The sequence below is a fragment of the Effusibacillus sp. SKA8 genome (genome assembly GCF_058273125.1).
Genome location: NZ_JBZCSF010000007.1, coordinates 41,166 through 66,057 on the forward strand (window position 1 = coordinate 41,166; position 24,892 = coordinate 66,057).

Sequence of the window (24,892 nt, forward strand, 5' to 3'; positions counted from 1 at the left end):
GCGGCATGACCGTCAAGATGATTTACGCCGGGTAGTCGTTCCTTGTGTTAGGATGTTCGTTCTTCCGCCACCTCATCCCGGATTTGCGCTTCCAAGACACCCCATTCGCCTACAACCCATCCGCCAGCTGGCGCGTCGGCAAGCATCCCGATTGCCGCATACAGCATCAAGCCCGCAGCGGCCAGTACCCCCGAGTCGTTCAGAAGGAATGCGGCTGCTCCTGCGACGAGAAAAGCTTTGACAGCGGTGGATGAGCCTCCGGTACCCGATCCGGGCAGGGGGCGGGCAAAAATTCCGTGCCGGAACAGTTCGGGGCGGATGAAAGCCAGGATCAGCACAAACAAAACCGCCAGCAGCAACCCTCCCCAAGGGGAAACTGCCAGCAGCCGCAGATTGAGAGCCGCTTTCCGCCCGATCATCCGCACGATTTCCGCCACCTCTCCCTGCAGAAAAAGAGTCGCCGCCCGACCGATATGCGTTTGTTCGGCTGCAGGCGCCGACGCATGCAGCGCTGTCATTCCGATTAACACCGCCAGGCCGCCGCCGAGCACCCAAGCCCATTTTTTGCGAAACAGCGGCTTGTCCGTCGCCCCGATCCATACATACGTATATGCAATGGCTGCTGCAAGGGCGCCGCCCGCATCGCTGCCGAATTCCGGAGCGGCCAACAGACAGGTGACCAGCGCAAACGTCACGCCGCCAAGGAGTTTGACCAATTGCCGGCGGTGCCAAAAACGATTTTGCAAAATGAAATAGACAGTCAGGGAAACCCCGATCAGGATCCCCGCGTATTCGTTTCCAATCCCGTAATAGCGGGCACCCCCCAGCAAATCGTAGCCCAAAACCGAATCTTTCATCCAACGGCCCTGCCGCAAAATGTCAAACACTGTCAGGCAGAAAGTCACAATCGATACCGCCAGCAAACGCGCGCGAACCGTTTTTAAAAACGCGAGTCCCGTCCAGGCGGCAACCGTCAGCAGCAGCAGGTTTGCGATCATGTCGCCGGGATTTGATTCGCCCAGGGCGGGAACTGTCAAATAGACGGCCGGGAGCGGCGTTAAGCCGATCAGCAGATGGGCAAGCCAAGGTTTTTCACCCACGCCCCGCCACTTTAACGCCGCTGCCGCCAGCAGCAGCGTAATCGCCCCCCCGACAAACCCCTTGACCAGATAGGGCCTGTATTTGTTTACCAGTGCGGCGTTTTCGATTTGGTTCATCAAATAAATGATTGACGGTTCGGCAGAAAGGACGGTGCCGATTCCATGACCGATTCCGCCTTTTAGATAAGGGGGCAGTCCAAGATGGGACAATACGGTCGGCGCGACATCGTACACGGTAACCAGCCCGGCTTGCCTTGTCGAATTGGAAGCCAGCAGCGAGTTGGATTCCACTCCGCCGCCGTCCATCAGCAATACGCCTACCGCCCGGTGGCCCAGTCCGATGTCGGCAAAAGAGACGGGATTTGCAACGATTAAAAGATGCGACCTGTCCGTATCGTTCAGCAGCTTGCCGATGAAACGGTCCGCTTTCGCCAGCGCGTTGACGTACTGGTCTTTGAACGTTGCAAGGTCCATGTTTTTTCGGCTGGCGGCAAGCCGTTCCAGCTCTCCGATTTCAAGTGTCAAAAAATTGGCCCGTTCCCGCAAAGCCAGGTATTCCCGGTATAACTCCTCATAATTTGCTTCACGCCCAATGGCGGCAACACGCCCGCCGGACGCGACGATGGCGGACACGAGCGCATCCGGGTCCGCGTTGTCCCGGCCGCCGGTCATCACGGCCCGGTAACCGGCGACATCGTCGCCCCGAAACGGCAAAGCCATGTTTGCCGCTCCGCCGGATTCCATCATCCGGTGCAGATTGGGAGTCACCCGCGGGGATATCGCTTCCCAGGTCAGCCCCGGAAGCATTACCAGTATGGCCTGATTTTCTCCGTCCCGCAAAGCGCCTGCGGAACCGGCTTGCAGGAAGACGCTCAACAGGACCGCCAAACAACCTGCAACACGCTTCCACCCCCGTTTCATTCGGCAGCCCTCCCGCCGCTCAAAACCTCATCGTAAACGCGGAGCGTGTCTTGGATCATCCGCTGCAGCGAAAAATGCTCCCTTGCCCGCCGCTTGCCTCCATCCGCCAAAGCCCGCCTGCGTTCGTCGCTATGCAGCAGTTCGGTCATGCTTCGAAACAATTCGGGAGGGCTGCCGGCTGGCACCAGCACACCGGCGTCCGGACCTCCAATCACTTCGGATACCCCTCCCGCGTCGGTGGCGATCACGGGAACCCCTTCCCGTATCGCTTCCAGCACGGCCAGCCCGAATCCTTCCCTGCGGGAACTCTGCACATACACATCGAATCCAGACAGCAATTGGGCGGCTTCCCCAATCGCCCCCAGCCAGCGGATGCGGCCGTTTAAACCAAAACTCAAATCTTGCAGTTCCCGTCTTTGCGGACCGTCCCCGATAATCGCCAAATACGCGTCATAACCGCAATCGACCAGCATCCGAAAAGCCAGGATCAGATCCCGTACCCCTTTTTCCGGGATCAAACGGGCAATGCTGCCAAACACGAAGGCGTTTGGTGGCACATTCATCCAATCTCTCGCCTGGGCACGGGACAAACGCTTCCTGGCTGGCGGCAAGCCGTTGTGCACGGTTACAACCTTGTCCGGGCGGACGCCGAGCTGCCTCCGCAATCTCTCCGCCAAAGCGGCTGAGACGGCGATATAACGATCCGTTTCCGCAGCCAGTTTTTTTTCCGCGTGCAAAAAAGCCGCCTGCAGGATACGGCTGTCCGGCTCGACAAAATTGTGAAATGTGCAGATTAAACGGGGGGGGCGTTTGCAAAGCCGCGCGGCCAGCCTGCCAATCCACGCGGATTTTGCACCGTGCATGTGCAAAATATCGACCGGCTGCCGCTCCAGCAGACTCCGTAACGCGATGACGCTTCGCAGGTCTGACCAAGGCTTGAGGCCGTCTTCCACCCGCAGCCCGGTTTTCCCGACCCACGAAGGTAATTGCCTGGACAGCGCCGACTCCGGCGGACACACCACGGTGGCCTGGATCTTCCTGATCGGAAGCCCCCCTGCCAGTTCCCGCACGTGTTCCCGCATGCCGCCGTCTGCCGGACGCACCAGATGCATGACACGGATCGGCATCTCCTTCACCTCTCGGATTTTCTTCCCTATTAGGGTGTCCCGATCGGTGGAAAATGTTTCAAGCGGATTTTATTTGCCGAGGATTCGGACTTGCACGTTCTGGATTCCGAAATTGCGAAGGCTTTGCTCGTCCGCGTTGATATAAATGTCGATCCGGTTTCCGTGAACCGCCCCGCCGATGTCTTCAGCAACAGCCATGAAGCCATTGGCCGGGAGATTCGGATGATTGTATCCCGAGATCCACAAGCGGGTTCCCAGCGGGATCAGATTCGGGTCCACGGCGACAACCCCCTGCCGCACCGGCGTTCCCAGATACGTCTTGCCGCCAAACTTCCGGTTGATATTGGAGGGACCGTACGCGGTAGCCGTCATGTTGAGAACTTTGGCCCTTGATTTGGCAGCGGGCGGGGATGGTGCCGGTTTGCTTTCAGAATACGGTTTCGCCTGCCGCGGGAGTTGACCGGCACCTGCACCGGACAAGCCGCTGCGGCTCGCCAAGGCCGGGAAAACTTCCCCGGACTTCTCATTCTGAGCGGACGGCGGAGCCTCGGCAGCTTGCGGATCGTTTTTGTCGCTGTCCCGATCCTGCCGCTGCGACTGCATTTCCTCCGCCGGCGCCAAAGCCTGCTGGGCGATACCGGGCGAATCGCGCCAAACGGCTTTTCCCGTCCATCCTCCCGCAACCGGGACAATTAACAAAATAAAGACACCCCACAATGCTTTTCGCCGATTGAACCGCATATGATCACTCTCCTTCCGGGCCTCCGAAGTTAGCTGACGGGTTCGGGCGAAGGAGCCCGTGCGAACGCTGAACGCATCCGCGATTCACCCCAAAAACAACGGTTCCTCCGTACGCAACCGGCTTGGCGCCGGCGGCGATTCGGCCATCTCGGTTCCCGTGTTATTTTACTGAAGGGTCAGAGAAGATGCACTAGTAAACCGCTGGAAACCGCAAAAAACGCCGCCCAGGTCCAACCCCGGGCGGCGGCTCCCGTTTTCAGGTTCGCTTCACGACTTTTACGCACTTGATTTCCGGATCGTCCGGCCCCTGAACCGGAAGACCCGCTTCCATATGCTCGCGAATGTAGTTGATGTTCTCCCGCGTCACGATTTCCCCGGGCAGCAAAATCGGAATGCCCGGCGGATAGACCATCACAAGTTCGGCGAATGTCCGGCCGACCGCTTCGTCAAAGGGCACCACTTCCGTTTCGGAATAGAAGGCCTGGCGGGGCGACATCGCCAGTTTGGGCATTTCGGGGAGGTGTACCTGAATCACCTGTTTTCCCGTTTGATACGCGTGGCGCTGGGCGATTTTTCGCAGGGCGTCAAGCAAAGCGCCGACGGTTTCTTGCGTATCGCCCAACGTTACAATGCACAGGATATTATACAAATCCGACAGTTCGACTTCGATGTTGAATTCTTCGCGCAGCACCCGCTCCACATCGTAGCCGGTGATCCCCAGCTCCCGCACGGAGATCGTCAATTTCAGCGGATCCATATCGTAAACGGAAGAATTGTGCAGAATCTCCCTGCCAAAGCAATACAATCCTTCGATTTTGTTGATCTCTTCCCTCGCGTATTCGGCGATCCGAATCGCCCTGTCCAACAATTCACGCCCGTGCATCGCCAGATGTTTGCGGGCGACGTCGAGGGAAGCCAGCAGCAAATAGGATGTCGACGTCGTCGTCAGCATCGAGAGGATCGACTGCACATGATCCGGGTTGACCAGACCTTCCCGCACGTTCAAAACCGAACTTTGCGTCATCGAACCGCCCAGTTTGTGGACCGAGGTGGCCGCCATATCGGCGCCGGCCTGCATGGCCGACAAGGGCAATTTTTCGTGGAAATGGATGTGCACCCCATGGGCTTCATCGACGATGACGGGAATTCCCCGGTCGTGAACCAGTTCGACAATCGACTTCAGATCGCAAGCGATGCCGAAGTAAGTGGGGTTGATCAGCATAACGCCTTTCGCGTCCGGATGTGCGTCAAGCGTCCTGCGCACCGTTTCCAGCGAGACCCCGTGCGCGATCCCGAGATTCGGATCCAGTTCCGGATGCATAAAAACGGGTTCGGCCCCGGACAAGATAATCGCCGCCGAAACGGATTTGTGGATATTCCGCGGCACAAGCAGTTTGTCGCCGGGACCCGCCACCGACATGATCATGGTGATGATGGCTCCCGACGTGCCCTGTACGGAGAAAAATGTATGGTCGGCACCGAACGCCTCTGCCGCAAGTTCCTGCGCCTCGCGAATGATCCCCTTCGGCGTGTGCAGGTCATCAAGCGGCGCGATGTTGATCAAATCGATCGCAAGCGCGTTTGGTCCGATAAAATCGCGAAATTCTTTGGCCATCCCGCTGCCCTTTTTGTGTCCCGGAATATGAAACTGAAGCGGGTCCCGCTTTGCGTGTTCCACAAGGGCGGTAAAAAGCGGGGTCCGTTCTTGTTCCCGTCTGTTCATTTCGCCTCCCGACTCCTCTGCTTTTATGCAAACATACAGCAAGTAGTATAGCAAATGCTCGTCAAACGTGGAAGGAAAAACGCAAAAAAACGCAAACCGTTTTTGTGCGGTTCGCGCGGGATTTCTGTAAAAGCCGCTTTTGTCAAAAATAGCTCCTTGCCCCCACATATCTCTCAGCCCAATATGTATTGGACATGGTAGAGATGATGACTCCTTGCGATGAACTGGCGTGAATGAACTGTCCGTCTCCCAAATAGATTCCGAGGTGGGAGGGCCCGGGCTTGTACGTGGAAAAAAAGACCAGATCCCCCGCTTCCAACTCGCTTTTCGCAACCGGAACCCCCGCGTTGAATTGGTCGGCAGACACCCGCGGCAGCGTCAAGCCGTTTTTCGCAAACACGTAACTGGAAAAACCGGAGCAGTCAAATCCCGCCGGAGATTGGCCTCCCCAAAGGTATGGCGCCCCGAGATACCGCTTGGCAGTAGCCACAATACCGGCTTGCAGCATCCGCTTCTTGAGGACTTCGAACGTCCTCCGTCCCACAATGCCGTCGGCTGCCAAGCCGTTGGCCCGCTGGAAGCGAATGACCGCATCCTTTGTCAACGGACCGAAATAACCGGTTGCAGTGCCGGAAAAATATCCCAATTGGCCGAGCTCCAGCTGAAGAGTCCTGACATCTTCGCCTGACATCCCGGATTTTAGCAGAGTGTCGCCAAAAGCGGCCTTTGCTTGTCCCACATAGGAAAACGACAAGCAAATCGCACCGGCAAACAGCAGTCTCCGCCAAAAATTCTTGCTTCTGCTCATCTAGGTGTCTCCTCCCTGGATTCCCTGATTGTGCAAACTCTTCCTATTTCCTATTGTAGTAGGGAGAAGACTGGAAAAACAGCAGTAAATCCTGGTAACTTCCAAGCGACACATGGCCTATTCCCCGAACGCTTCCCAAACTTCCGGCCGCGAGTTGTTCCACAATTCACTGCAGCAAAGCCTCCTTTTTTTAGATTTCGGCCCTGTTTTTAAAAATCGATTTTAAACTTCAGGAACCCCGCTTCTCGCAGCGCCTCAAACACGATCACTGCGGCCGGCCCCAGAATCAGCCCGAAAAAACCGATCAGCTGGAACCCGAGATACATGCTGACCAATGCGGCCAGGGCGCTGATGCCGAGGCTGGAGCCCAAAATCTTCGGTTCAACGATGCGCCTGACGACCGTAATCACCGTAAACAAGACGAGCAGGCCGATCCCCAGACGCGGGTTGCCTGTCAGAAAGCCGTACCCCGCCCAGGGTACAAGCACCGAACCGGTCCCCAGAATCGGAAGAATGTCGACCAGGACGATCAAGAAGGCGATCAGCGCCGCATATTTCACCTTTAAAATCAAAAGGCCGACGAACGCCAGCAGATAGGTGAGCAGGCTCAAAATAAGCTGGGCCCGCAGAAAGCCGATCGCCGCCCGGTTTAACTGGGTGAGCACAAGTCCGACTTTCTCTCTGGCGGAAACGGTGAACATTCGCATGAAACCTGCGCGAAGCCGGGGAAGATCAAGACTGATCAAGAACAAGCCGACCAGATAAACAACCGACACGAGCAGCAGCCCCGGTATGGCCGCCACCGCGCTTAACACCCATTTCCCGAGACTGGTGGCCGTGTTAATGGCCGAATTTTTCAATGCTTGAAACGCCTGGCGGATCGTATCGACAGTCTCGGCCGGCAGCGAGGAAGAGTAGGTCTGCCACAACCAGACGTATTTTTCCGCCAGTTCGAACAAATGCGCCGAAAAAGCAGGCAACCGCTGGGCCAACTCGACACTCTGAACAATCAGTCTGGTTCCCAGCCAATAACCGCCAATTCCAAACAGCGCAAAGAACAGCAAGAACGTCAGGGTGACCGCCGCCGGCCGGTTGATCCTGCCGATCCGAACGAGAAACAGCACGACAGGTTCCAACAAGATAGCCGTTAACAGAGCCAGCAGCAACGGTATACTGTAGGGAATCAGCAGAACGGCCGCCGCTCCCAGCACAGCGAGCCAAATCGCGTTTCGGATTGTCATTTGCCCATGCGGCTCCCTTCACGTTCACTTCCGTTTCATTTGTAATACACGCCGTCGCAGATAAACTCGGCGGGTCCCGTCATGTACACATGGCCATCCTCGTTCCATTCGATCTCCAAATCCCCGCCGAGCAGGTGAACAAGCACACGCCGGTCCAGCTTTTCGGTCAGGATACCTGCCACCACCGCCGCACACGCGCCGGTCCCGCAAGCCTGGGTAATGCCGGAGCCGCGTTCCCAAACCCGGAACAGAATCTCACCGCGGTTCAGCACCTGAATAAATTCGACATTGGTGCGTTCCGGAAAAAGCGGATGGTGCTCGAGTTTGGGTCCGGCGCTTGCCACATCCACCCGCTCCACGTCATCGACGAAAATCACCGCATGCGGATTGCCCATCGAAACGGCGGTAATCGTGCAAGGCGTTTCCTCCACGTCAATCGTTTCAAGAATTGTCCTCGTTTCCGGATCGCCTTTCATCGGCAAATCCTTCTTCAAAAGGCGGGGAACTCCCATATCGACCGTGACCAGCTTGACTTTGTTGTCATCGCCGATATGAAGTTCCGCCTCCACAATGCCGCCAAGCGTTTCAATCCGGAACCTATCCTTATCGGTCAGCCCTCTGTCATACACGTATTTTGCCACACTGCGCAGCCCGTTCCCGCAGTTTTTCGCTTCCGAGCCGTCGCTGTTGAACACGCGCATCCGAAAATCCGCCTTGTCGGAGGGGCCGATCAAGATCATCCCGTCGGAACCGATCCCCGTGTTGACATTGCTTACCCGGACCGCCAGTTCCGGCAATTCCTCCTCGCGCAAAGTCTCTTCAAACAGATTGACATAAATGTAATTGTTGCCAAGCGCATGCATCTTCGTAAACTTCAAAGCTGTCACCGACCTCAGATCGAATTCACAAACCCGTTCTTTCATAAATTATAACGAAAAACAGCCTGTCTTTTTTTAAAAAATTCACAGAAAAAATCTTGACAATACGACGCCAACTGACATATAACAGTTATAAGAGAGGATGCATCTGTATCATATACAGATGCGGAACGGAGGATGCCAAATGGAAAATAACTGCTCAACTTGTTTGTACGCCCGTCCCCATAATGAATCGGAATGTGTGGCGGTCTGCTTGAATGCGGGCACGTTCGTGTATAACACCGAGACTGTCTGCGGCTGCCCAGGATACGTGAAAGTTCCTTCTTTGCGCGAACTGTATCCGCAAACGACTTTGCAGATGGCAATCTGATCCGGCCACACGCAAAGCCCTCTTTCTTTATTTAATAAAGCCGTACGCTTCAAAAACGCGTACGGCTTTCAATCCAATTCGACGCTTCCGACCGTTACCAGTGTCGATTTGTCAAGATCCAACACAGCCTCCGCCAGTTCCGTCATATCTTGTCTCGTCACATTGGCGATCGCCGTCAGATCTTCCTCAATACTTCTTGCCCGGCCAAACATCGCCTCGTCGTTGAGAAGGCGGTCCGCCCGCCAGCTCAACTGGTCGGAACCAAACAACAGATTCGCCCGCAGCGTCGCTTTTGCCAGTTCGATTTCCTCTTCCGTTACGTCGCGGCATACGGCCATCGTCTCTTTGCGAATCGCATCCAGCAGTTCCTGCGCGCTGTCCGGGTGTGTCGACGACTGGATTCCGTACAAGCCGATCTCCCGCCAGCCCGAGTAAAATCCGCCCACCGAATACGCAAGCCCCATTTCGTTCCGGATCTTGCGGAACAACCGCGACCAGGAATCGCCCCCGAGAATCGTTGTCAGGACGTCAAAAGCCGGCAATTGGCTGCTCCCGTACGCGGGCGCTTGAAACCCTAGAAAAACATATTCCTGTTCATGTTCCTCCGCCACATGCAAGCGGGCCGACTGTGTGAAAGAGGGAGGCACCGGCGACTTCGCCTTTCGCCCATTCTCCCCGAACCGCTTCGCAATGATCCCGGCAACCGCTTCATGTTCCACATCTCCCGCAACAGAGACGATCAAATTGTCCGGAGTATAGTAAAAATCGGCAAATTCCCGGAGACAGCGACGGTCCATTTTTTGCAAGGTCTCTTCCGTTCCAAGGACCGGATGACCGAAATCCCCCAGTACCTGATGATACAGATTGTCCTCTCCCCACGCGGCCGGTTCGTCCCGTGTCATGCGCCACTCTTCCAAAATAATGTCCCGTTCCCGTTCGATCATCTCCGGGTCGAGGTAAAACCCGCTCAACATTTCCGCCATGATATCGATCGCCTGCAGAAGGGTGACCGCCGGAGCCGTCACTTCATAAACGGTCGATTCGAAGCCGGTCGACGCGTTGGCCGCCGCGCCCAGCCGCGCCAAGTCCATCATCAACCGGTCGTGGGGTTTGTCTTTTGTTCCTTGAAACACCATATGTTCGAGAAAATGGGCCGTCCCCCACCCGGAAGGCTCTTCCAGCGCGGAACCGGCGCCAAACCGGAAAAGCGCGACCGCCCCCTTGTACTGGGGAGTCCGTTCGGTGAGAATGATTGTGCCATTCGGCAATTGTGTGCGACAAATGGCGGAATTCCGGGTCATTCAGACAGCACCTTGTCCACTTCTTCCGGGTTGAAGCCGATGGTCACCCGATTGCCTTTTACGAGGATTGGGCGCTTGACGAGCATGCCGTCGGATGCCAGCAGATCGAGGAGCTCTTCGTCGTTCATCGTTTTCAGTTTTTCCTTCACACCCAGTTCCCGGTATTTTTGCCCGCTCGTGTTAAACCACTTGCGGATATCCCGGCCGCTTTTCTGAACCCAGGTTCGCAACTCCTCTTTCGTCGGCGGTTTGTCGGCGATATGGCGGTCTTCAAACGACACGCCTTTTTCCTCCAAATATTTCTTCGCCTTGCGGCAGGTAGTGCATTTCGGATATTGGACGAATAAAACGTCAGACATAATGGCAACCTCCAGATGGGATATTGATCACTCATTGACTGTTATTACCCGCTTCGTCGTAAATCGCCGCCCACCCCTCTGTGGTGGAAAATATCCGGATCGCCTTCACTTTGCGGTCGTCCATCAATTCAAACCAGTGGCGGGTGCCGGCCGGAACCGAGATCAGATCGCCCGCTTCCAGTTCAACATCGAAATAAACCCCGTCTTTCGGCCCTTTGATCGCAAAGATGCCATGGCCGTCGACGATGAAGCGCACCTCGTCCTCCCTGTGGTGATGTTCTTTCGAGAACATCGCAAGCAATTGGCCGAGATTCGGGGTTTTGTCGGACAGCACCACGATATCGGCCGACTTGTACCCCCTTTTTGCGGAGAGTGCGTCGATTTCCGGCTTGAACAGGTTCAGAATCTCGTTTTTTTGCTCGTCGGTCAGTGCATACTCTTCTTTTAAAAGGCCCTGCAACCGGGAAATATCCCACCGTTCGTAAACGACACCCTGGCTTTCCAGATACTTTGCCGCTTCTTGCGGATTGTCGATCCGCTCGTTGGTTTCGTGAAACCGGATTTGTGCCATTTCGCTTCTCCTCCTTAATTGGTGTCACCGTTCCGTCCGTTTCCGTTTTCGCCCCGGCAACCTCCCCTACACCGCCGCAGGTATTGTCGGGGACAATTGCGGGGACGCGCCAGTGCGCGTGATCAACAGCCATTGAAAATGGTAATGGAACATGAATTCAAGCGCTTCAACGTGACGCTTTGCTTCAAAAGCCGTTTTGCCCCACGCGTAAATTCCGTGTTGGCGGATCAAGACCCCCGGCACGCGCGGATCAAGTCGTTTCCCAATCTCCTCCGCCAGTTTCGGTATGTCCGCGTAATTTTCGATGATCGGGATGTCGATGCGGGCGTCTTCTTCCCAAATGTCGAGCCCTTTGATCAATTCCATATTCGACAGCGTCACTTTGCCCTCGCCAAAATACAGTTCCGACAGCAAATTGTTGTATACGGTATGGACATGCAGCACCGATCCCGCATCCGTTTCCTGATAGATTCGCGAATGAATCACAGTCTCGGCGGACGGGCGCAAACGGGTGGGTTCAATCGGATTGCAGTCTTTGTCGACCGCGAGAATGTCCTGCAGTCGCAGGTTCTCCTTGTCTTTCCCGCTGGCCGTTACGCCAAAGACCAGCGGGTCGCCGCTCAGCTTGATCGACAGGTTGCCGGCGGTTGCCGGCAGCCACCCCTTTTGCGCAAAATTGTCGGCGATCTCCTTCAATTCCTGCGCAATCCGAATCCGGTCCTCTTGAAAAAACGTATAGCCGCTCATACGGACACCCCCTCATTTTGCAAACGGCGGATACAATTCAGCACATCGTAAAAATCCGCAAAGGATTCGTGCGGCAGCCCCTCTTCCACGCATTTCTCAAGCAGCAGCGAACGGGCCACCGTCAGGTCCGCCATCCTCGCCGCCTTCAAATCCGTGATGCTGTCGCCGATCACCACGCGCGTGTATCGATCAGTCGGATACTGCCGGAGGATCGAAGGTTTGCACAGCCCGCAGCCGCCGTCACATTGGTCGTCACAGCCGTGCGGCCACAAAACGCGGATCGTTTCTCCCGAGAAATCGGAACCGTTGCAGTAAATCCGGTCGATGTCGCGGTAACCCGCCAGAATCGGTCCGACAAAAAAGTCGATGCCGCCGCTCGCAACCAGAAATGGAATGGCGTTTGCCTTGCAATAGGCGACAAACTCGGCAAACCCCGGGCGGATTCTGGCAGTCTCCTTCGCGTAGCGGACCAACTCCTCCCGCTTGGCGGAAGAGATCAGGGAGAAAAGTTTGCCTACCCCCTCCCGCACCGAAACTCGCTGGGAGAGAATGTCCTCCTTGATCGATTCCCAGCCTGAGGGCGCAAATTTTTCCATCAGGGAGAGGATCATGTCCCGCTCGGTGATCGTTCCGTCAAAATCGCAAAAAACCACAATCGGCTTGTTCCGTGCGGACACAGTCATTTCCCTCCCCACAGCCGGAGCGCTTTCGCCAGTTCGGCGCTCTCGTTTGCGGCCTCTTCCAGGCTTTTTCCGCCGACCGCCGCGTCGATCGCCGCCACAAACGCGCGGCCGCCGGCCGCCGAACCGTCGGGATGACCGTGAATCCCGCCTCCCGCGTTAATTACCTGATCATTCCCGAGATCCGCGTAAAGCTGCGGCACCAACCCGGGGTGAATCCCTGCGGAGGGAACGGGAAACGCCCGTTTTAACCCGAGCGCCGGCCCGCGCAATTCTTTCGCAATCGCCAGCGTTTCCGTCCGCTCCATCGCCACCGACCCGTAAGCCGACGGATACAGGACAAAATCCGCTCCGGCAAGCCGCATCAATTTTCCGAGCAGAACCGGAGCGCCAATCCCGTATTGCGGCGACGGATACACCGCCCCCGCCAGAGCCGGATGCGCCAGAATCGGAACGCTGACCTCCGGGTCGGCTGCCAACCGGTGCAACACGTCATACCCGTAAGCGAGCACGTTCACCAACAGCGCGTTTGCGCCGGCCCGCACCGCACGCTTTGCCTTGTCCGCGATCTCCGTCACAGGCGCCGCCAGGTTCGCCGCGTAGAGAACCTTTTTTCCCGTCTCGGACTCCGCCCTTTCCGCCGCCTTGCGGCACGCTTCGATCCGCTTTTCGAAAGGCGCGTACGTTTCATCGAAGAAAATCTCGTCGTCTTTCACGAGATCGACGCCGCCGAGCGCCTGCTGGAAAAACAGTTCCGCCAGCGTCTTCGTGTCGTACCCGATGCAAGACTTGAAAATCGACATCAGCAACGGTCGGTCATAAACGCCCAACCGTTCCCGGATTCCCTCAATCCCGAATTTTGGGCCGGGAAAATGTTGCGCAAACCCCTCCGGCAGTTCCAGTCCGACCAGTTTAATCGCGCCATCCATCGACAATTTGCCGAACACGGAGGTCAGCAGCGCGGGGACGTCCGGCGTAAAATTGCGGATCGGATACGCGATCCGAAGCAGCGCCTTCCCGTACCCCCGCTCGTCGGTGTCCAATTCTTCGACAGACACCACATGTCCGAGATGCTTTTTCATTTGCTCCTGGCGTTCGGCAGGCAGATCTGTCCAGGAACCGACCGTCATTCCCACCGCGATGCTCTGCGCTTTTTTGTGAAAATCGCCCTCACGCTCGTGAACCAGGTACGCGGCCACCGCATAATCCCGCAAATTGAAATTCCCCATCTTGCCGCCCCTTTCCGTCACGCATGCCGTCATTTTGTTCAGGAAAAATTAGCGCCTCTTTTCCGCAAAGAAAAGAGGCGTATCCAAAACCGGTCTTCTGCGCCTCTTATCTCTCAGAATCAACAATTCTGCAGGAGTTAGCACCATTGATACATCCGTTTTGCACAATCGCTTGAAAAAAGCCGCGGATGCATCCGGTTGCCGGGCTTCATCGGGCCAGTCCCTCAGCCTGCTCTGGATAAGAGCCAAATTGACTGTTCAATTAAAATATTGCAAACTTAAGAGAAATGATACGATAAGTGTGTCACAGTGTCAACAAAAATTTTGCGCGTTGGTTGTTACAGGCTTATGGTTTTCAAACGCTCGACCGCTTCCCTAAGCCTCTCCTCCGGCGCCAGCAGCCCCACTCGGACGTACCCTTCGCCGCTTTTGCCGAAACCAATGCCCGGCGCCATCACCACATGCGCCTGATCCAGCGCGTAATCGGCAAATTCGGCGGAACTCATGCCGTTCGGAACCGGAATCCAGGCGAAAAACGAGCCTTTCGGGGTCGGGCAATCCCAGCCGAGTTCCCGCAGTCCCCCGACGAACACATCCCGCCGCCGCTCGTAAACAGCCACCAGGCGGCGAACGCAATCCTGAGACGACCGTAAGGCGGTAATCGACGCCCGCTGAATCGCGGCAAACAGGCTGACGTAAAAATGATCCTGCAGCAAATTGATCAGCGAGATCACAGCCTTGTTGCCAAGGGCGAATCCAACCCGCCAGCCGGCCATGTTATAGGTCTTTGACATCGTGTAGAATTCGACGCCCACTTCTTTCGCACCCGGCACCTGCAGGAAAGAAACCGGTTTTTGCCCGTCAAAACCGATGGCGCCGTAGGCGAAATCGTGCGCGACCACGATCCCGTTTTTGGCCGCGAATTCGACGGTTTCACGGAAAAAAGGCACGTCGGCCGTCGCGGCGGTCGGGTTGTTCGGATAGTTCAAAAACATCAGCTTGGCACGGCGAAGCGCATCCGCCGGCAGCAAGGAATAATCCGGCAAAAATCCGTTTTTCCTCCGAAGCGGCATCATCACCATTTCCGCCCCGCTCATCGCCACGCCGGACCAATAATCCGGATACCCGGGATCGGGCACCAGACAGACATCCCCTTTATTCAGCAGGCACTGGCTGATTTCCACCAGGCCGGTTTTTCCCCCGAACAGGATCGCAACTTCCGACGCGGGGTCCAAATCCACGTCAAACTCCGCCTTGTACCGGTCCGCGATCGCTTCCTTCAGCTCGGGAAGACCCGAAAACGGCGGATAGCCGTGGGTTGCCGGGTCGAGAACCGCCTCCCGCAGCGACTCGACAATGTGCGGCGGCGTCGGAAGATCAGGGTTCCCCTGCCCCAAGTTGATCACGTCGTATCCTTTCTCGATATAGAAATTCGCTTTCCGGACGAGCGCCGAAAAAAACTGTTCCGGCAGCCGACGGAGCCGTTCCGCCGGCTGCACCACCACATGACATTCCTTTGTCTCGAACAAAAAAATCTGCCCCCCATCAGAAACGGCATGGCACGTCTCGGCTAAAACCTCAGTTTTCGCCGCCGGATGGCAATTGATTGCACAATGCCCATGATGATGAAATTCGTCAGCAGCGATGTGCCGCCATAGGAAACAAACGGCAGCGTAATCCCGGTGGCAGGCATCACCGCAATATTCATCCCGATGTTTTCAAAAATTTGGAACCCGAACATCCCGATCGCCCCGGTGATAAAATAGGTACCAAAGGGATCGGAGGTCGTGGTGGCGATTTTCACCATCCGCTGCAGCATGATGAAAAACAGGATGATCAAAGCGGACGACCCGACAAATCCGAAATCTTCCCCAATCGCCGAGAAGATCATGTCCGTCTGCTGTTCCGGCACAAACGCCCCCTGGGTTTGCGAGCCCTGCAGCAAGCCTTTGCCGGGCAGCCCGCCGTTGCCGATGGCGATAATCGCCTGTTTGACCTGATAGCCGTAATCTCCGGCGCGGGCAGGATCGATCACGACCACGAAGCGGGCTTTTTGGTATTCCTTCAACGGCAGATGTTCCACAAATTTCAGATAGGTCTGCGGAAAGAACGCAATTGCCAGAAAATATGCGGTCACCAGCACCCCGGCGATACTCCCGAACAAAATCAACGGTTTCCGGTCGAGCAGCACCAGCATCATCGCGCAAAAAATTCCGATCATCACCATCGCCTGCCCGAGGTCCGGCTCCAGCATGATCAACAGCAAAGGCCCCAGCCAGATGGCCGTCACCCGCCAGAAATGGCGCCAGGAGAAGGTTTCTTCTTTTTCTTTCAGCTTCGCCATATGGTAAGCCATCCCCATAATGGCAAACAACTTCCCGAATTCGGACGGCTGAAGTTGAAAACCGGGCAGCGGAATCCAGCTTTTTTGGCCGTTGATGGCCGGAAAGAACAGGACGACCACCAACAGGCACAGCGTGACCGTATAACCCGTCCACATCAGGCGGCTGTTGGTAAAGATCCGATAGTCAGCCAGCACAAGCAGAAAAAAGACGACAAATCCCATAACCTGCCAAAGAATCTGCCGCTGGTAGTAATTTTCCAGATCCGGGCGCGTGATCGTCGAGGAATAAACGGCCAGGAAACTCATAACGGATATCGCGACCAAAACGAGCAGCAGGACAAAGTCGAAATCCTTGGCATGCCGCTTTAGCCAGTCGAAACTGACCAACATCTCCACCCGCTTTCTTCGTCAATACGATATATTATATCTGATTCTCCCCCAGTTTTCTCGAATTTCTGCCAGATTTCCGCTAGGATAATAATTACAAAGGGAAACGCAACCGGAAAAAGGAATTCCGGAAAAAGGTGTTTCACTTTTCCGCGTCGAATAGGTATTGATGCGAGACACGGTTCATTTTTCCATAAGGAGGATCGGGATGAAACTTACCCGCCACCGGCCTGACTTCATTTTGCTCATCGTCATCCTCCTGCTCGTCAGCATCGGCCTGCTGACGATTTACAGCGCCAGCACGATATGGGCGTACCAGGAAAAAGGGTTATCGCCGCATTACTATTTTGTAAGACAATGCATTTGGGCTCTACTCGGTTTGATTGCGATGTTTGTCTGCATGAATCTGCCGTTCTGGAACTGGCGCAAGCTCTTGCCGTTGCTGCTCCCGGTCTCTCTGATTCTGTTGCTGCTGGTGTTCGCGTTTCCCGAAACAGCCGGCGCACACCGTTGGATCAACTTGACAGGCTTTACCATTCAGCCGTCGGAACTTGCAACCTTCACGGTTGCCGTTTATATGGCCCATATCATGACCAAGAAGCAACATCAACTGGCTGATTTCAAAAAGGGGACCGTCGCCCCGCTGGCGGTTGTCGGCCTGTTTGCGGGACTGGTCATGCTTGAGCCGGATATGGATGCGGCCGCTCTGATCGTCGTCACGGCGTTGGCTGTGATGTTCGGAGCCGGCATCCCGCTTCGCCATTTGGCCAAATTGGTTCTGCCGGTAACCGGATTGGCGATTCTTTTCGTTTTTTCGGCCGGCTATCGGAAACAAAGGGTCTTGGCGTTTCTCGATCCGTTTTCGGAACAGAATCTGCAAAATTGGGGATTCCAGCAGGCCCATTCGCTTTACGCGATCGCTTCCGGCGGCTGGCTTGGGAAAGGCCTCGGCCGCAGCATCGAAAAATTCCTCTACCTGCCGGAACCGCACACCGACTTCATCTTTGCGATCTTTCTCGAAGAATGGGGAACCGTCGGCGGCATTCTCCTGATCGGACTGTTTGCCGTCCTGGTCTGGCGGGCCAGCCGGGTCGCCTCGCTGCTCCCCGATCGTTTCGGGGCGTTGCTCGCGATTGGAATTACGGCGATGATCGGTTTTGCGGTGGTGGTCAATATCGGCGTTGTCACCGGGACGTTGCCGGTGATGGGCATTCCCCTGCCGTTCATCACTTACGGCGGCAGCGCCCTGATTGTAAAGCTGGCCGCCATGGGTATACTTTTGAATCTTTCGCGATATACCGTAGAAGATCAACGTTTTACAAGGAGATGAGAATATGCGCACTGTCGAACCAATTCTGCATCCCCTCGGACATGACATCACGATCATCGATCTGATGGAAGGCGGCGTGCCGGGCCGCACCGCCTGTTACGTCGTAAAAGGGGAGAAGATTGCAATCATTGAGACGGGTTCCTCCCTTTCGGCACCTTATATATTGGCCGGTCTTGAAAAATTGGAAATCCGTCCGGAACAACTCGACTACATCATCGTCACCCACATCCATCTCGACCACTCCGGAGGCACCGGCTACATCCTGCCGCATTTTCCGAACGCGACCGTGGTTGTCCATCCGCGGGGCGCGCGGCATCTGATCGATCCGAGCCGCCTGATCGCGGGTGCCCGCGCCGTATACGGGGATCTATTGGAAAAAGTGTTCGGGCAGGTGCTGCCCGTTCCGGAAGAGCGCATTCTGATCCGTGACGACGGAGAGACGATCGATTTGGGAGGCGGCCGGGTGCTCACGTTTTATGACACGCCCGGACACGCGCGGCACCATTTTTCGATCTACGATCCGGTGTCGGAAGGCATCTTTACCGGAGATACGATCGGAATCCGCTATGTGAAACAATTTACAGGCTGGGATTTCGAACCGATCTATCCAAGCACCTCGCCGTCGGAATTCGACCGCGACGCGGTCTTCACATCGGCCGACAAACTGGAGAAACTCGGGGCAAAACGGATTTACCACAGCCATTTCGGAATGACGGAACCCGCATCGCTGGCTTTCGAAAGAACGCGCAAGACGGTTGCCGCCTTTGCCGACATCGCCCGTTCCTGTTTTACGCCCGGCATGGACTGGCAGGCAATCGCAGACAAACTGCGGGAGTACATCAAACGGGACATGGCCGAACAAGGGCACCCCGTTTCCGACATGAAGGCGTTGGAAATGGATCTCGAAGTGGATTCGAAAGGGCTTCTGTTTACGTTGGAGAAAGAGGCCCAGAAAAAATAAGCCCTTGCGAACGCCGGCGGCAAACACCATGAGACGAATTTATGTCGCGATATTTTTTGAGTTTTCCCCAAAATTTGAAGGAACGTTTTGGGAACGTTTGAGCGAGGAACGGATGTTCAAAAATTTTTCTCTCGCACTGCGTAAAAAAGCCTGAAGAAAATGATATTGCCCTTTCAGTTTATATTCCTTGCTTACATTTTCCGGTTGATCAAAAATCAGTTTCACCAATTCTCTGTATTGTTCCAAAGAGAGATCTTCCCAGCAAAAGCGAGTCGTGAAACGATCGGTTGATGTAGTGAAGACCATTCGTGCCGATAGCGGTGATGACTTTATTTCCGGGATATACACCGTACACCTGCTGTCCGAAAAGGGAACGGACAATTCAAATTGGGCGTTGGCTCCCGTTTCACTGATATCCCGTATATAGCCATTGTACGTAGTCTGATCAACCGTCAGTTTACATGGAAGTGTGACGGCAAAGCGTTCCGCTTTCCGGTATCGGGGTCTTTCCACACTAACAAAAACGCTTAAAATAATACCGCCCAAATTGTAGAGACACCAAAAAAGATTCAAGACGTCACCCGAAGAAATCACGTGACTGACAAGGTACAAATAGATAACCTTGGAGATCCCAAGCAAACTCAACAAAAACATTAGGGAATAAAACGCAAAAATTCCCCACTCTATATGTACTTTTGTGGAAATTACCCCCTTATTTGTGACACGAAATTTCTTAGAGGACTTTAACCCAAGGGTCTCTTTCATTGCTGAAATTGACAATTTGGGCGCCATTGCGGTTTCATACACATGGCTCCAATAGATGTTTCTTCGGCCAGCCGACAGAATTCGAAAAGTTAGAGCACTAGCGATCAGTTTAGGCAACCAAATGATGAGCAACATATGCATACTTGCCTGAAGGGATTGGATGTGAAAGACAAGGTATAAAATAGGAGCCAGAATATAGACAAGTTTTTGAACGCCAAAATACCAGTAGAGAATCCCGGAAAAATACAACAGGCGTTGCATGATGCTTAAACCCGGAATGGTCAAAGGATTCCACAGTTTGGCGGCTTGAATGTTTCCCCTGCACCAGCGGTCTCTTTGATGTAAAAGTTCGGAAAAACTTTCAGCAGATAGACCTTTTGCCAACACTTTTTTTACAAAAGCAGAACGATATCCTTTGGCTTGCAGTAACATGCCCGTAGCGACATCTTCCGTGATGCACCCGGTAGCAAATCCCCCAATGGATTCTAGCGCCTGACGGGAAAAAACAGTGTTGCTGCCCACATACATAGTTGCATTAAAACGATCTTTGCCCGCTTGCATTTCAAGCATGAAAAAATCCTGTTCGTTGGGGATTTGCCCGGAAGATGACAAATTGTGCTGGAAAGGGTCCGGATTAAAAAATGCTTGTGGAGCCTGAACAAAACCCATTTTCCTCTTACGAAAAAAACCGACCGTTTCCTGCAAGAAATTGGATTTCGGAACCATATCAGCATCAATTGTCGCAACCAATTCACCGGAAGATTGGGCTAGAGCGTAGTTTAGATTTCCTGCTTTTGCGTGTTTGTGTTCAGGACGAGCGATATAGATAATCCCAAGATCCGACGCAAGCTGTTTGACTTCTTTACGACCCCCATCATCAAGTACATAAATTTTGAGTTTCTCTTTGGGGTAATCCATATAGGTGCAAGCAACAAGCGTTCTTTTTAGAATGTCGATCGATTCGTTATATGTAGGGACAAATATATCCACGGTCGGAGTATATCCGTCTAATTCAGGAGTCTTCCGATTGAGAGGATTCCACATGGTGATGTAAAAAATCAACTGTTGAAAGTAGCCCACAAATTCCCAAAAGAAAAGCAACAAGGAAAAAAACAGGTTGATAAGCCCATCAAACACAAGAGTAAACAAAACACGCCATACCATGTATAGGGTTTCCAACAGGGCCGTATAAGACATCAATGCATGGCAGCTGATGACCTTCAAACGAGTCAAGACATACAAGAGAAAAACAATCGTGAGTTGAATGACCAGATAAAAATGACCGTAGTTGTCAAAAAAATAAATTACGTGAGAGAGCATACCCTTAACTCCTGATTGCCTTCGCCAGCATTTCGCGGCCATTTATAATAAAATTTGATGTTCCGCAAGACAAAAAACGACCAATATCCATAAGAGATATTGGCCGGTTGCGCTACTCGCTCCCAACTGTCCAAGCGCCCAATTCCGGACAGTTTTCATCGCTTCCAATTAGTCATTGTTCAGGTTTCACTTAAATTATTATGCGGGCAAAACATTTTTGTCAACTTCTCATTTGTCAACTTCTCAGCGCCAATCGGCTTCTCAGGATTCGGTCACAGCCCGCAAGCTTCGTGCAGCAGTTCAATGAGATGCACCGCTTTCATCCGGTTCTCCAGTCCCGCCCGCTGAATGCCCATGCGCATCTGCAGCAGACATCCCGGATTGGAAGTAACCACAATCGCGGCATCGGAGGCTTTGACAAACTCCATTTTCCGGTCCAGCACTTTCATGGAAGCATCGTATTCGACCAGACTGTAGATGCCGGCGGAACCGCAGCATTCGTCCGCCACAGGCAACTCCACATACCGGACCCCCGGAATGGAGCGCAAGAGTTCCCGCGGCTGGGCGGACACTTTTTGCACATTGCGAAGATGGCAGGAATCCTGATACGTAATCAGGTACGGCAGCTCCTTGCGAAACGGAAGGGGGCCCAGGTCCGCCAAGATCACGCTGATATCCCGGCTCTTCCGGGCAAACCGTTTCGCGCGTTCCGCCCATTCCGGATCGTCGGCCAGCAAATGACCGTATTCCGCCAACATCGCCCCGCAACCGCCCGCATTGTTTACATACCAATCCGCTCCGCTCGCTGCAAACGCTTCGATGTTCCGTTTTACCAATTCTTTCGCCAGTTCCACCTCTCCCGCATGCGCATGCAACGCGCCGCAACAGGTTTGCATTTTTGGAATGACGATCTGGCAACCGGCGGCAGCCAGCAGTTCGATACTTTTTCGGTTGGTGTCGAAAAACAGGGAATCCATCACACAACCGGCAAAAAAGGCCACTTTCGCTTTCGGGCGTCCCGCCGGCTGCAAAAGCGGCCTTTTCCCCAGATAGGAAACGGGCGGCGGGACATCGGGCAAAGCCCGCTCAAACTCGCCCAGATGAAACGGCAATTTCCGCGTGATCCGCAAAGCGCGGGCCGCCTTCCGCAATCCCGATTTTTGATACAGCCAGATCAGTCCGCCAACCGCTTTTAAACGTCCCGGATACGGGAACAATCTCTGAAACACAAACCGCCTGAATCCCTTGACCAAAGGGCTCCATTGTTTTTCGGCACGGATCGCCTGTTTCGCCCCTTCCAGAATGGTCCCGTACTTCACCCCGCTCGGGCAGACCGTTTCGCATGCCCGGCAGCCCAGACACAAATCGATCGGCCGGGCCAGATGTTCCGCGACCCCAATCTTTCCTTCCGCAGCCGCTTTGACCAAAGCAATCCGTCCGCGGGGGGACGCCGACTCCTTTTCCAGAACCCGATAGGTTGGACAGGCGGGGAGGCAGTATCCGCACTGAACGCAACGAAATGTCTCGTCGTATTGCAGCAGTTGTTGCAACTCGTTCATTCGGTCAGCACCACCCGCGTCTGGCCCGGCCGGGGAAAGATTTTATAAGGGTTCAAAATGTTGTCCGGATCCCACGCCCGCTTGATCCGCCTCATCATGTCGAGGCCGACGGGGCCAAGTTCCATTTCCATATAAGGCGCCTTCATCGTTCCGATGCCGTGTTCCCCCGACAGTGTTCCCCCCAGTTCGACAGCCGCTTGGAATATTTCCCCGACCGCTTCCTCCACCCGCCGCATCTCATCCTTGTCTCTTGCATCCGCCATGATGTTCGGGTGCAGATTGCCGTCCCCCGCATGTCCGAAGACGACCAGGCAAATGTTGTATTTGTCCCGGATGGCCCGCAGGCGTTCAAACATCTCCGGAATTTTGGCGCGGGGGACCGTCGCGTCTTCCGAGATTTTTGTCGGTTTAATGCGGGTGATCGCGGGAGACACGAGTTTTCTCGCCTTCCACAATTCCTCCCTTTCCGATTCGTTGTTGGCGATTCTCACGTCTCTTGCGCCGAATTCCCTGCAAATCGCAGCCGTTTTCCGGATTTCCTCTTCCACGGCAACCGGATGCCCGTCCGCTTCGATCAGAATGATCGCATCGGCGTCAACCGGCAAACCGCACGGTTTATAATTCTCGACCGCCCGGATGGAAGCGTTGTCCATGATCTCCATCTTGGCGGGCAGAACCCCGTTTGTCAGCACGCCGCTGATCGCCCTTCCCGCATCGATCAGGTCGTCAAAGACGGCCATCAGCGCTTTCCGGGCAGGCGGTTTGGGGATTAAACGCAAAATCGCTTTCGTGATCACCCCGAGCGTCCCTTCCGATCCAAGAATCAACGGCGTCAGATCGTAGCCCGTCACGTTTTTGACCGTCATTCCTCCGGTCCGGATGATCTCCCCTTGCGGGGTGACAACTTCCAAACCGATTACATAATGCTTGGTCACACCGTATTTCAATCCGTGTGGTCCTCCCGCGTTTTCCGCCAGATTGCCGCCAATCGTCGAAACGTTTGAACTGCTCGGATCCGGCGGATAGAAAAGTCCCGCTTCCTCCGCCTTTTTGTGCAAATCCGCCGTAATCACCCCCGGTTCCACGATGGCGATCAGATTGTCGCGGTCAATCGCCAGGAGCCTGTTCATGCGGGTCATCACGAGCGCAATGCCGCCAGCTACAGGCAGCGGGCCCCCGCTTAATGAAGTGCCGCCCCCCCTGGGGGTGACAGGGATTTTCTCCCGGTTGGCCAGCTTCACGATTTTGGAAACCTCTTCCGTCGTCTTCGGAAATACAACCACATCGGGAAGGTACGTGCCAAACGAAGCGTCGTACGCATAGCTGTACCGTTCGTCCAAAGCGGTAAGGACCCGGTCCTTGTCTGCAATCTCAATCAATTCGTCGATGATTTCCGGCTTCATCACATTCACCCCCTATTTGTCAGACAAATATCAGGTTTTTAACATTCCGAAAAATTAAAACAGCAAATGTTGTTAATAGAAAATATACAGAATATACGCCACGTTTGTCTATATGCTCATTTTAATTTTTCATAACTTGTCTTACAACTTTTTTCTGCTAGAATCGTAAGTAAACATTTCATCCAGGAAAGGAGCCGCTTGCATGTATGACTTTATCATTGTCGGAGGAGGCATTGTGGGGCTTTCCACGGGAATGGCGTTAATTCAGCGCAATCCGCGCGCCAAATTGCTGGTTCTGGAGAAAGAGAGCCGCCTCGCTTTTCACCAGACCGGCCATAACAGCGGTGTGATCCATTCCGGAATTTACTATAAGCCCGGAAGCTTGAAAGCGAGATTCGCGAAGGAAGGAAGCAGGAAATTAGTCGAATTCTGCGAACAGTACGATATAGAGTACGAAATTTGCGGAAAAGTGATTGTCGCCACCGAACAAAAGGAACTTCCGCTTTTGCAGAACCTCTATCAACGGGGGCTGGACAACGGGCTGGACATTGCAAAAATCAACCGGCATGAACTGCATTCCATCGAGCCTCACGTCGACGGGTTGGAAGCCATCCACGTGAAATCTGCAGGAATCGTCGATTACAAAAAAGTCGCCGAAAAGTTTGCCCAGCTTATCCGGGAAAACGGATGATTAACGGGGAGGTGCATAGGGATCAAAGAAATGGTAAGATCCTTCAGCAAAAAAGTGTTTGTGCAAAGCTTGCGGCGGCTGATTCCCGAAATTCGGGAAGAAGACCTGGTGCCGTCGAAAAACGGAGTCAGAGCCCAAGCTTTAACCGAAGACGGCAAACTGATTGACGATTTTTACATTGTTGCCAACAGAAGGTCGATTCATATTTTAAACCCGCCTTCTCCCGCTGCGACCGCATCCATATCCATCGGGCAGGCAATTGTCGAAAGGATTCCCGATCTGGAACCAACACGGTTTGCGATCTGACATCAGAATTTGTACCAAAAGGAAACGATC

The 24,892-nt window shown here is 54.4% G+C and carries 21 protein-coding genes, 1 pseudogene and 3 riboswitches; of the genes and pseudogenes, 4 read left to right on the top strand and 18 right to left on the bottom strand.

From position 1 onward, the window contains the following. Positions 1 to 47 precede the first annotated feature (47 nt). From AC4ED1_RS07550 to dapF, 7 genes are all read right to left on the bottom strand, one after another. Positions 48 to 2,021, bottom strand: coding sequence for a hypothetical protein (locus AC4ED1_RS07550; RefSeq protein ID WP_490937272.1), 1,974 nt, complete (start codon positions 2,019 to 2,021; stop codon positions 48 to 50). Then, positions 2,018 to 3,148 carry a glycosyltransferase family 4 protein gene (locus tag AC4ED1_RS07555; protein ID WP_490937274.1) on the bottom strand — a complete coding sequence of 377 codons (1,131 nt, stop codon included), beginning with the start codon at positions 3,146 to 3,148 and terminating at the stop codon, positions 2,018 to 2,020. The genes AC4ED1_RS07550 and AC4ED1_RS07555 overlap by 4 nt, the downstream gene beginning before the upstream one ends. Positions 3,149 to 3,217: 69 nt before the next feature. Further along, positions 3,218 to 3,889, bottom strand: coding sequence for a 3D domain-containing protein (locus AC4ED1_RS07560; RefSeq protein ID WP_490937276.1), 672 nt, complete (start codon positions 3,887 to 3,889; stop codon positions 3,218 to 3,220). A gap of 4 nt (positions 3,890 to 3,893) precedes the next feature. Continuing rightward, a riboswitch (cyclic di-AMP (ydaO/yuaA leader) is annotated at positions 3,894 to 4,044 on the bottom strand. A 101-nt stretch (positions 4,045 to 4,145) separates the two neighbouring features. Then, entirely contained in the window at positions 4,146 to 5,612 is a 1,467-nt protein-coding gene (locus AC4ED1_RS07565) for an aminotransferase class I/II-fold pyridoxal phosphate-dependent enzyme (RefSeq protein WP_490937278.1), read from the bottom strand. Between the two features lie 142 nt (positions 5,613 to 5,754). Further along, positions 5,755 to 6,420 carry a C40 family peptidase gene (locus AC4ED1_RS07570; RefSeq protein ID WP_490937280.1) on the bottom strand — a complete coding sequence of 222 codons (666 nt, stop codon included), beginning with the start codon at positions 6,418 to 6,420 and terminating at the stop codon, positions 5,755 to 5,757. Between the two features lie 209 nt (positions 6,421 to 6,629). Further along, positions 6,630 to 7,661 carry a sporulation integral membrane protein YtvI gene (gene ytvI / locus AC4ED1_RS07575; protein WP_490937282.1) on the bottom strand — a complete coding sequence of 344 codons (1,032 nt, stop codon included), beginning with the start codon at positions 7,659 to 7,661 and terminating at the stop codon, positions 6,630 to 6,632. Between the two features lie 35 nt (positions 7,662 to 7,696). Further along, on the bottom strand, positions 7,697 to 8,539 hold the full coding sequence (dapF, locus tag AC4ED1_RS07580; RefSeq protein WP_490937284.1) for a diaminopimelate epimerase: 843 nt from the start codon (positions 8,537 to 8,539) through the stop codon (positions 7,697 to 7,699). A gap of 184 nt (positions 8,540 to 8,723) precedes the next feature. Between dapF and AC4ED1_RS07585 the strand changes: the two genes are divergently transcribed. Continuing rightward, a complete protein-coding gene (locus AC4ED1_RS07585; RefSeq protein WP_490937286.1) occupies positions 8,724 to 8,909 on the top strand; it encodes a hypothetical protein in 186 nt (61 codons plus the stop codon). Between the two features lie 68 nt (positions 8,910 to 8,977). On the opposite strand, the gene AC4ED1_RS07590 is transcribed toward AC4ED1_RS07585, so the two are convergent. From AC4ED1_RS07590 to AC4ED1_RS07625, 8 genes are all read right to left on the bottom strand, one after another. Further along, positions 8,978 to 10,210, bottom strand: a complete 1,233-nt coding sequence (locus AC4ED1_RS07590) for a M16 family metallopeptidase (protein WP_490937288.1) — start codon at positions 10,208 to 10,210, stop codon at positions 8,978 to 8,980. Next, positions 10,207 to 10,569 (bottom strand): arsenate reductase family protein, encoded by a 363-nt coding sequence (locus tag AC4ED1_RS07595; RefSeq protein ID WP_490937290.1) that lies wholly within the window; start codon positions 10,567 to 10,569, stop codon positions 10,207 to 10,209. The genes AC4ED1_RS07590 and AC4ED1_RS07595 overlap by 4 nt, the downstream gene beginning before the upstream one ends. Positions 10,570 to 10,600: 31 nt before the next feature. Further along, positions 10,601 to 11,140, bottom strand: a complete 540-nt coding sequence (locus tag AC4ED1_RS07600) for a 1,2-dihydroxy-3-keto-5-methylthiopentene dioxygenase (RefSeq protein ID WP_490937292.1) — start codon at positions 11,138 to 11,140, stop codon at positions 10,601 to 10,603. A 66-nt stretch (positions 11,141 to 11,206) separates the two neighbouring features. Next, positions 11,207 to 11,887, bottom strand: coding sequence for a methylthioribulose 1-phosphate dehydratase (locus tag AC4ED1_RS07605; RefSeq protein WP_490937294.1), 681 nt, complete (start codon positions 11,885 to 11,887; stop codon positions 11,207 to 11,209). Beyond that, on the bottom strand, positions 11,884 to 12,564 hold the full coding sequence (locus tag AC4ED1_RS07610; RefSeq protein ID WP_490937296.1) for a 2-hydroxy-3-keto-5-methylthiopentenyl-1-phosphate phosphatase: 681 nt from the start codon (positions 12,562 to 12,564) through the stop codon (positions 11,884 to 11,886). The genes AC4ED1_RS07605 and AC4ED1_RS07610 overlap by 4 nt, the downstream gene beginning before the upstream one ends. 2 nt (positions 12,565 to 12,566) lie before the next feature. Then, positions 12,567 to 13,796 carry a 2,3-diketo-5-methylthiopentyl-1-phosphate enolase gene (locus AC4ED1_RS07615; RefSeq protein WP_490937298.1) on the bottom strand — a complete coding sequence of 410 codons (1,230 nt, stop codon included), beginning with the start codon at positions 13,794 to 13,796 and terminating at the stop codon, positions 12,567 to 12,569. Positions 13,797 to 13,899: 103 nt separating this feature from the next. Then, a riboswitch (SAM riboswitch) is annotated at positions 13,900 to 14,041 on the bottom strand. Between the two features lie 93 nt (positions 14,042 to 14,134). After that, complete coding sequence (locus AC4ED1_RS07620; RefSeq protein WP_490937300.1) at positions 14,135 to 15,325, bottom strand: pyridoxal phosphate-dependent aminotransferase; 1,191 nt, start codon at positions 15,323 to 15,325, stop codon at positions 14,135 to 14,137. Between the two features lie 41 nt (positions 15,326 to 15,366). Further along, on the bottom strand, positions 15,367 to 16,530 hold the full coding sequence (locus tag AC4ED1_RS07625) for an FtsW/RodA/SpoVE family cell cycle protein (protein ID WP_490937448.1): 1,164 nt from the start codon (positions 16,528 to 16,530) through the stop codon (positions 15,367 to 15,369). A 205-nt stretch (positions 16,531 to 16,735) separates the two neighbouring features. Between AC4ED1_RS07625 and ftsW the strand changes: the two genes are divergently transcribed. Together ftsW and AC4ED1_RS07635 are read left to right on the top strand one after the other, a co-directional pair. Beyond that, a complete protein-coding gene (gene ftsW / locus AC4ED1_RS07630; RefSeq protein WP_490937302.1) occupies positions 16,736 to 17,857 on the top strand; it encodes a putative lipid II flippase FtsW in 1,122 nt (373 codons plus the stop codon). Between the two features lie 4 nt (positions 17,858 to 17,861). Continuing rightward, the gene (locus AC4ED1_RS07635) at positions 17,862 to 18,818 is read left to right on the top strand and encodes an MBL fold metallo-hydrolase (protein WP_490937304.1); all 957 of its coding nucleotides are present in this window, start codon (positions 17,862 to 17,864) and stop codon (positions 18,816 to 18,818) included. Positions 18,819 to 18,857: 39 nt separating this feature from the next. On the opposite strand, the gene AC4ED1_RS07640 is transcribed toward AC4ED1_RS07635, so the two are convergent. The 3 genes from AC4ED1_RS07640 to AC4ED1_RS07650 form a co-directional block, all read right to left on the bottom strand. Further along, entirely contained in the window at positions 18,858 to 20,903 is a 2,046-nt protein-coding gene (locus AC4ED1_RS07640) for a glycosyltransferase (RefSeq protein WP_490937306.1), read from the bottom strand. Between the two features lie 92 nt (positions 20,904 to 20,995). Beyond that, a riboswitch (cyclic di-GMP riboswitch) is annotated at positions 20,996 to 21,078 on the bottom strand. Between the two features lie 97 nt (positions 21,079 to 21,175). Then, positions 21,176 to 22,462, bottom strand: coding sequence for a (Fe-S)-binding protein (locus AC4ED1_RS07645; RefSeq protein WP_490937308.1), 1,287 nt, complete (start codon positions 22,460 to 22,462; stop codon positions 21,176 to 21,178). Then, positions 22,459 to 23,865: an FAD-binding oxidoreductase gene (locus AC4ED1_RS07650; protein WP_490937310.1), complete on the bottom strand. Its 1,407-nt coding sequence runs from the start codon at positions 23,863 to 23,865 to the stop codon at positions 22,459 to 22,461. Before AC4ED1_RS07650 ends, AC4ED1_RS07645 begins: the two co-directional genes overlap by 4 nt. A 202-nt stretch (positions 23,866 to 24,067) precedes the next feature. On the opposite strand from AC4ED1_RS07650, the pseudogene AC4ED1_RS07655 reads away from it, so the two are divergent. Then, a pseudogene (locus AC4ED1_RS07655) lies at positions 24,068 to 24,862 on the top strand (FAD-dependent oxidoreductase). Positions 24,863 to 24,892 lie beyond the last annotated feature (30 nt).

What these genes read in the sequence shown, in the direction of transcription:
- AC4ED1_RS07550 (WP_490937272.1), bottom strand. Translation starts at nt 2,021, where the DNA reads ATGAAACGGGGGTGGAAGCGTGTTGCAGGTTGTTTGGCGGTCCTGTTG.
- AC4ED1_RS07555 (WP_490937274.1), bottom strand. Translation starts at nt 3,148, where the DNA reads ATGCCGATCCGTGTCATGCATCTGGTGCGTCCGGCAGACGGCGGCATG.
- AC4ED1_RS07560 (WP_490937276.1), bottom strand. Translation starts at nt 3,889, where the DNA reads ATGCGGTTCAATCGGCGAAAAGCATTGTGGGGTGTCTTTATTTTGTTA.
- AC4ED1_RS07565 (WP_490937278.1), bottom strand. Translation starts at nt 5,612, where the DNA reads ATGAACAGACGGGAACAAGAACGGACCCCGCTTTTTACCGCCCTTGTG.
- AC4ED1_RS07570 (WP_490937280.1), bottom strand. Translation starts at nt 6,420, where the DNA reads ATGAGCAGAAGCAAGAATTTTTGGCGGAGACTGCTGTTTGCCGGTGCG.
- ytvI (WP_490937282.1), bottom strand. Translation starts at nt 7,661, where the DNA reads ATGACAATCCGAAACGCGATTTGGCTCGCTGTGCTGGGAGCGGCGGCC.
- AC4ED1_RS07585 (WP_490937286.1), top strand. Translation starts at nt 8,724, where the DNA reads ATGGAAAATAACTGCTCAACTTGTTTGTACGCCCGTCCCCATAATGAA.
- AC4ED1_RS07590 (WP_490937288.1), bottom strand. Translation starts at nt 10,210, where the DNA reads ATGACCCGGAATTCCGCCATTTGTCGCACACAATTGCCGAATGGCACA.
- AC4ED1_RS07595 (WP_490937290.1), bottom strand. Translation starts at nt 10,569, where the DNA reads ATGTCTGACGTTTTATTCGTCCAATATCCGAAATGCACTACCTGCCGC.
- AC4ED1_RS07600 (WP_490937292.1), bottom strand. Translation starts at nt 11,140, where the DNA reads ATGGCACAAATCCGGTTTCACGAAACCAACGAGCGGATCGACAATCCG.
- AC4ED1_RS07605 (WP_490937294.1), bottom strand. Translation starts at nt 11,887, where the DNA reads ATGAGCGGCTATACGTTTTTTCAAGAGGACCGGATTCGGATTGCGCAG.
- AC4ED1_RS07615 (WP_490937298.1), bottom strand. Translation starts at nt 13,796, where the DNA reads ATGGGGAATTTCAATTTGCGGGATTATGCGGTGGCCGCGTACCTGGTT.
- AC4ED1_RS07625 (WP_490937448.1), bottom strand. Translation starts at nt 16,530, where the DNA reads ATGTTGGTCAGTTTCGACTGGCTAAAGCGGCATGCCAAGGATTTCGAC.
- ftsW (WP_490937302.1), top strand. Translation starts at nt 16,736, where the DNA reads ATGAAACTTACCCGCCACCGGCCTGACTTCATTTTGCTCATCGTCATC.
- AC4ED1_RS07635 (WP_490937304.1), top strand. Translation starts at nt 17,862, where the DNA reads ATGCGCACTGTCGAACCAATTCTGCATCCCCTCGGACATGACATCACG.
- AC4ED1_RS07640 (WP_490937306.1), bottom strand. Translation starts at nt 20,903, where the DNA reads ATGCTCTCTCACGTAATTTATTTTTTTGACAACTACGGTCATTTTTAT.
- AC4ED1_RS07645 (WP_490937308.1), bottom strand. Translation starts at nt 22,462, where the DNA reads ATGAACGAGTTGCAACAACTGCTGCAATACGACGAGACATTTCGTTGC.
- AC4ED1_RS07650 (WP_490937310.1), bottom strand. Translation starts at nt 23,865, where the DNA reads ATGAAGCCGGAAATCATCGACGAATTGATTGAGATTGCAGACAAGGAC.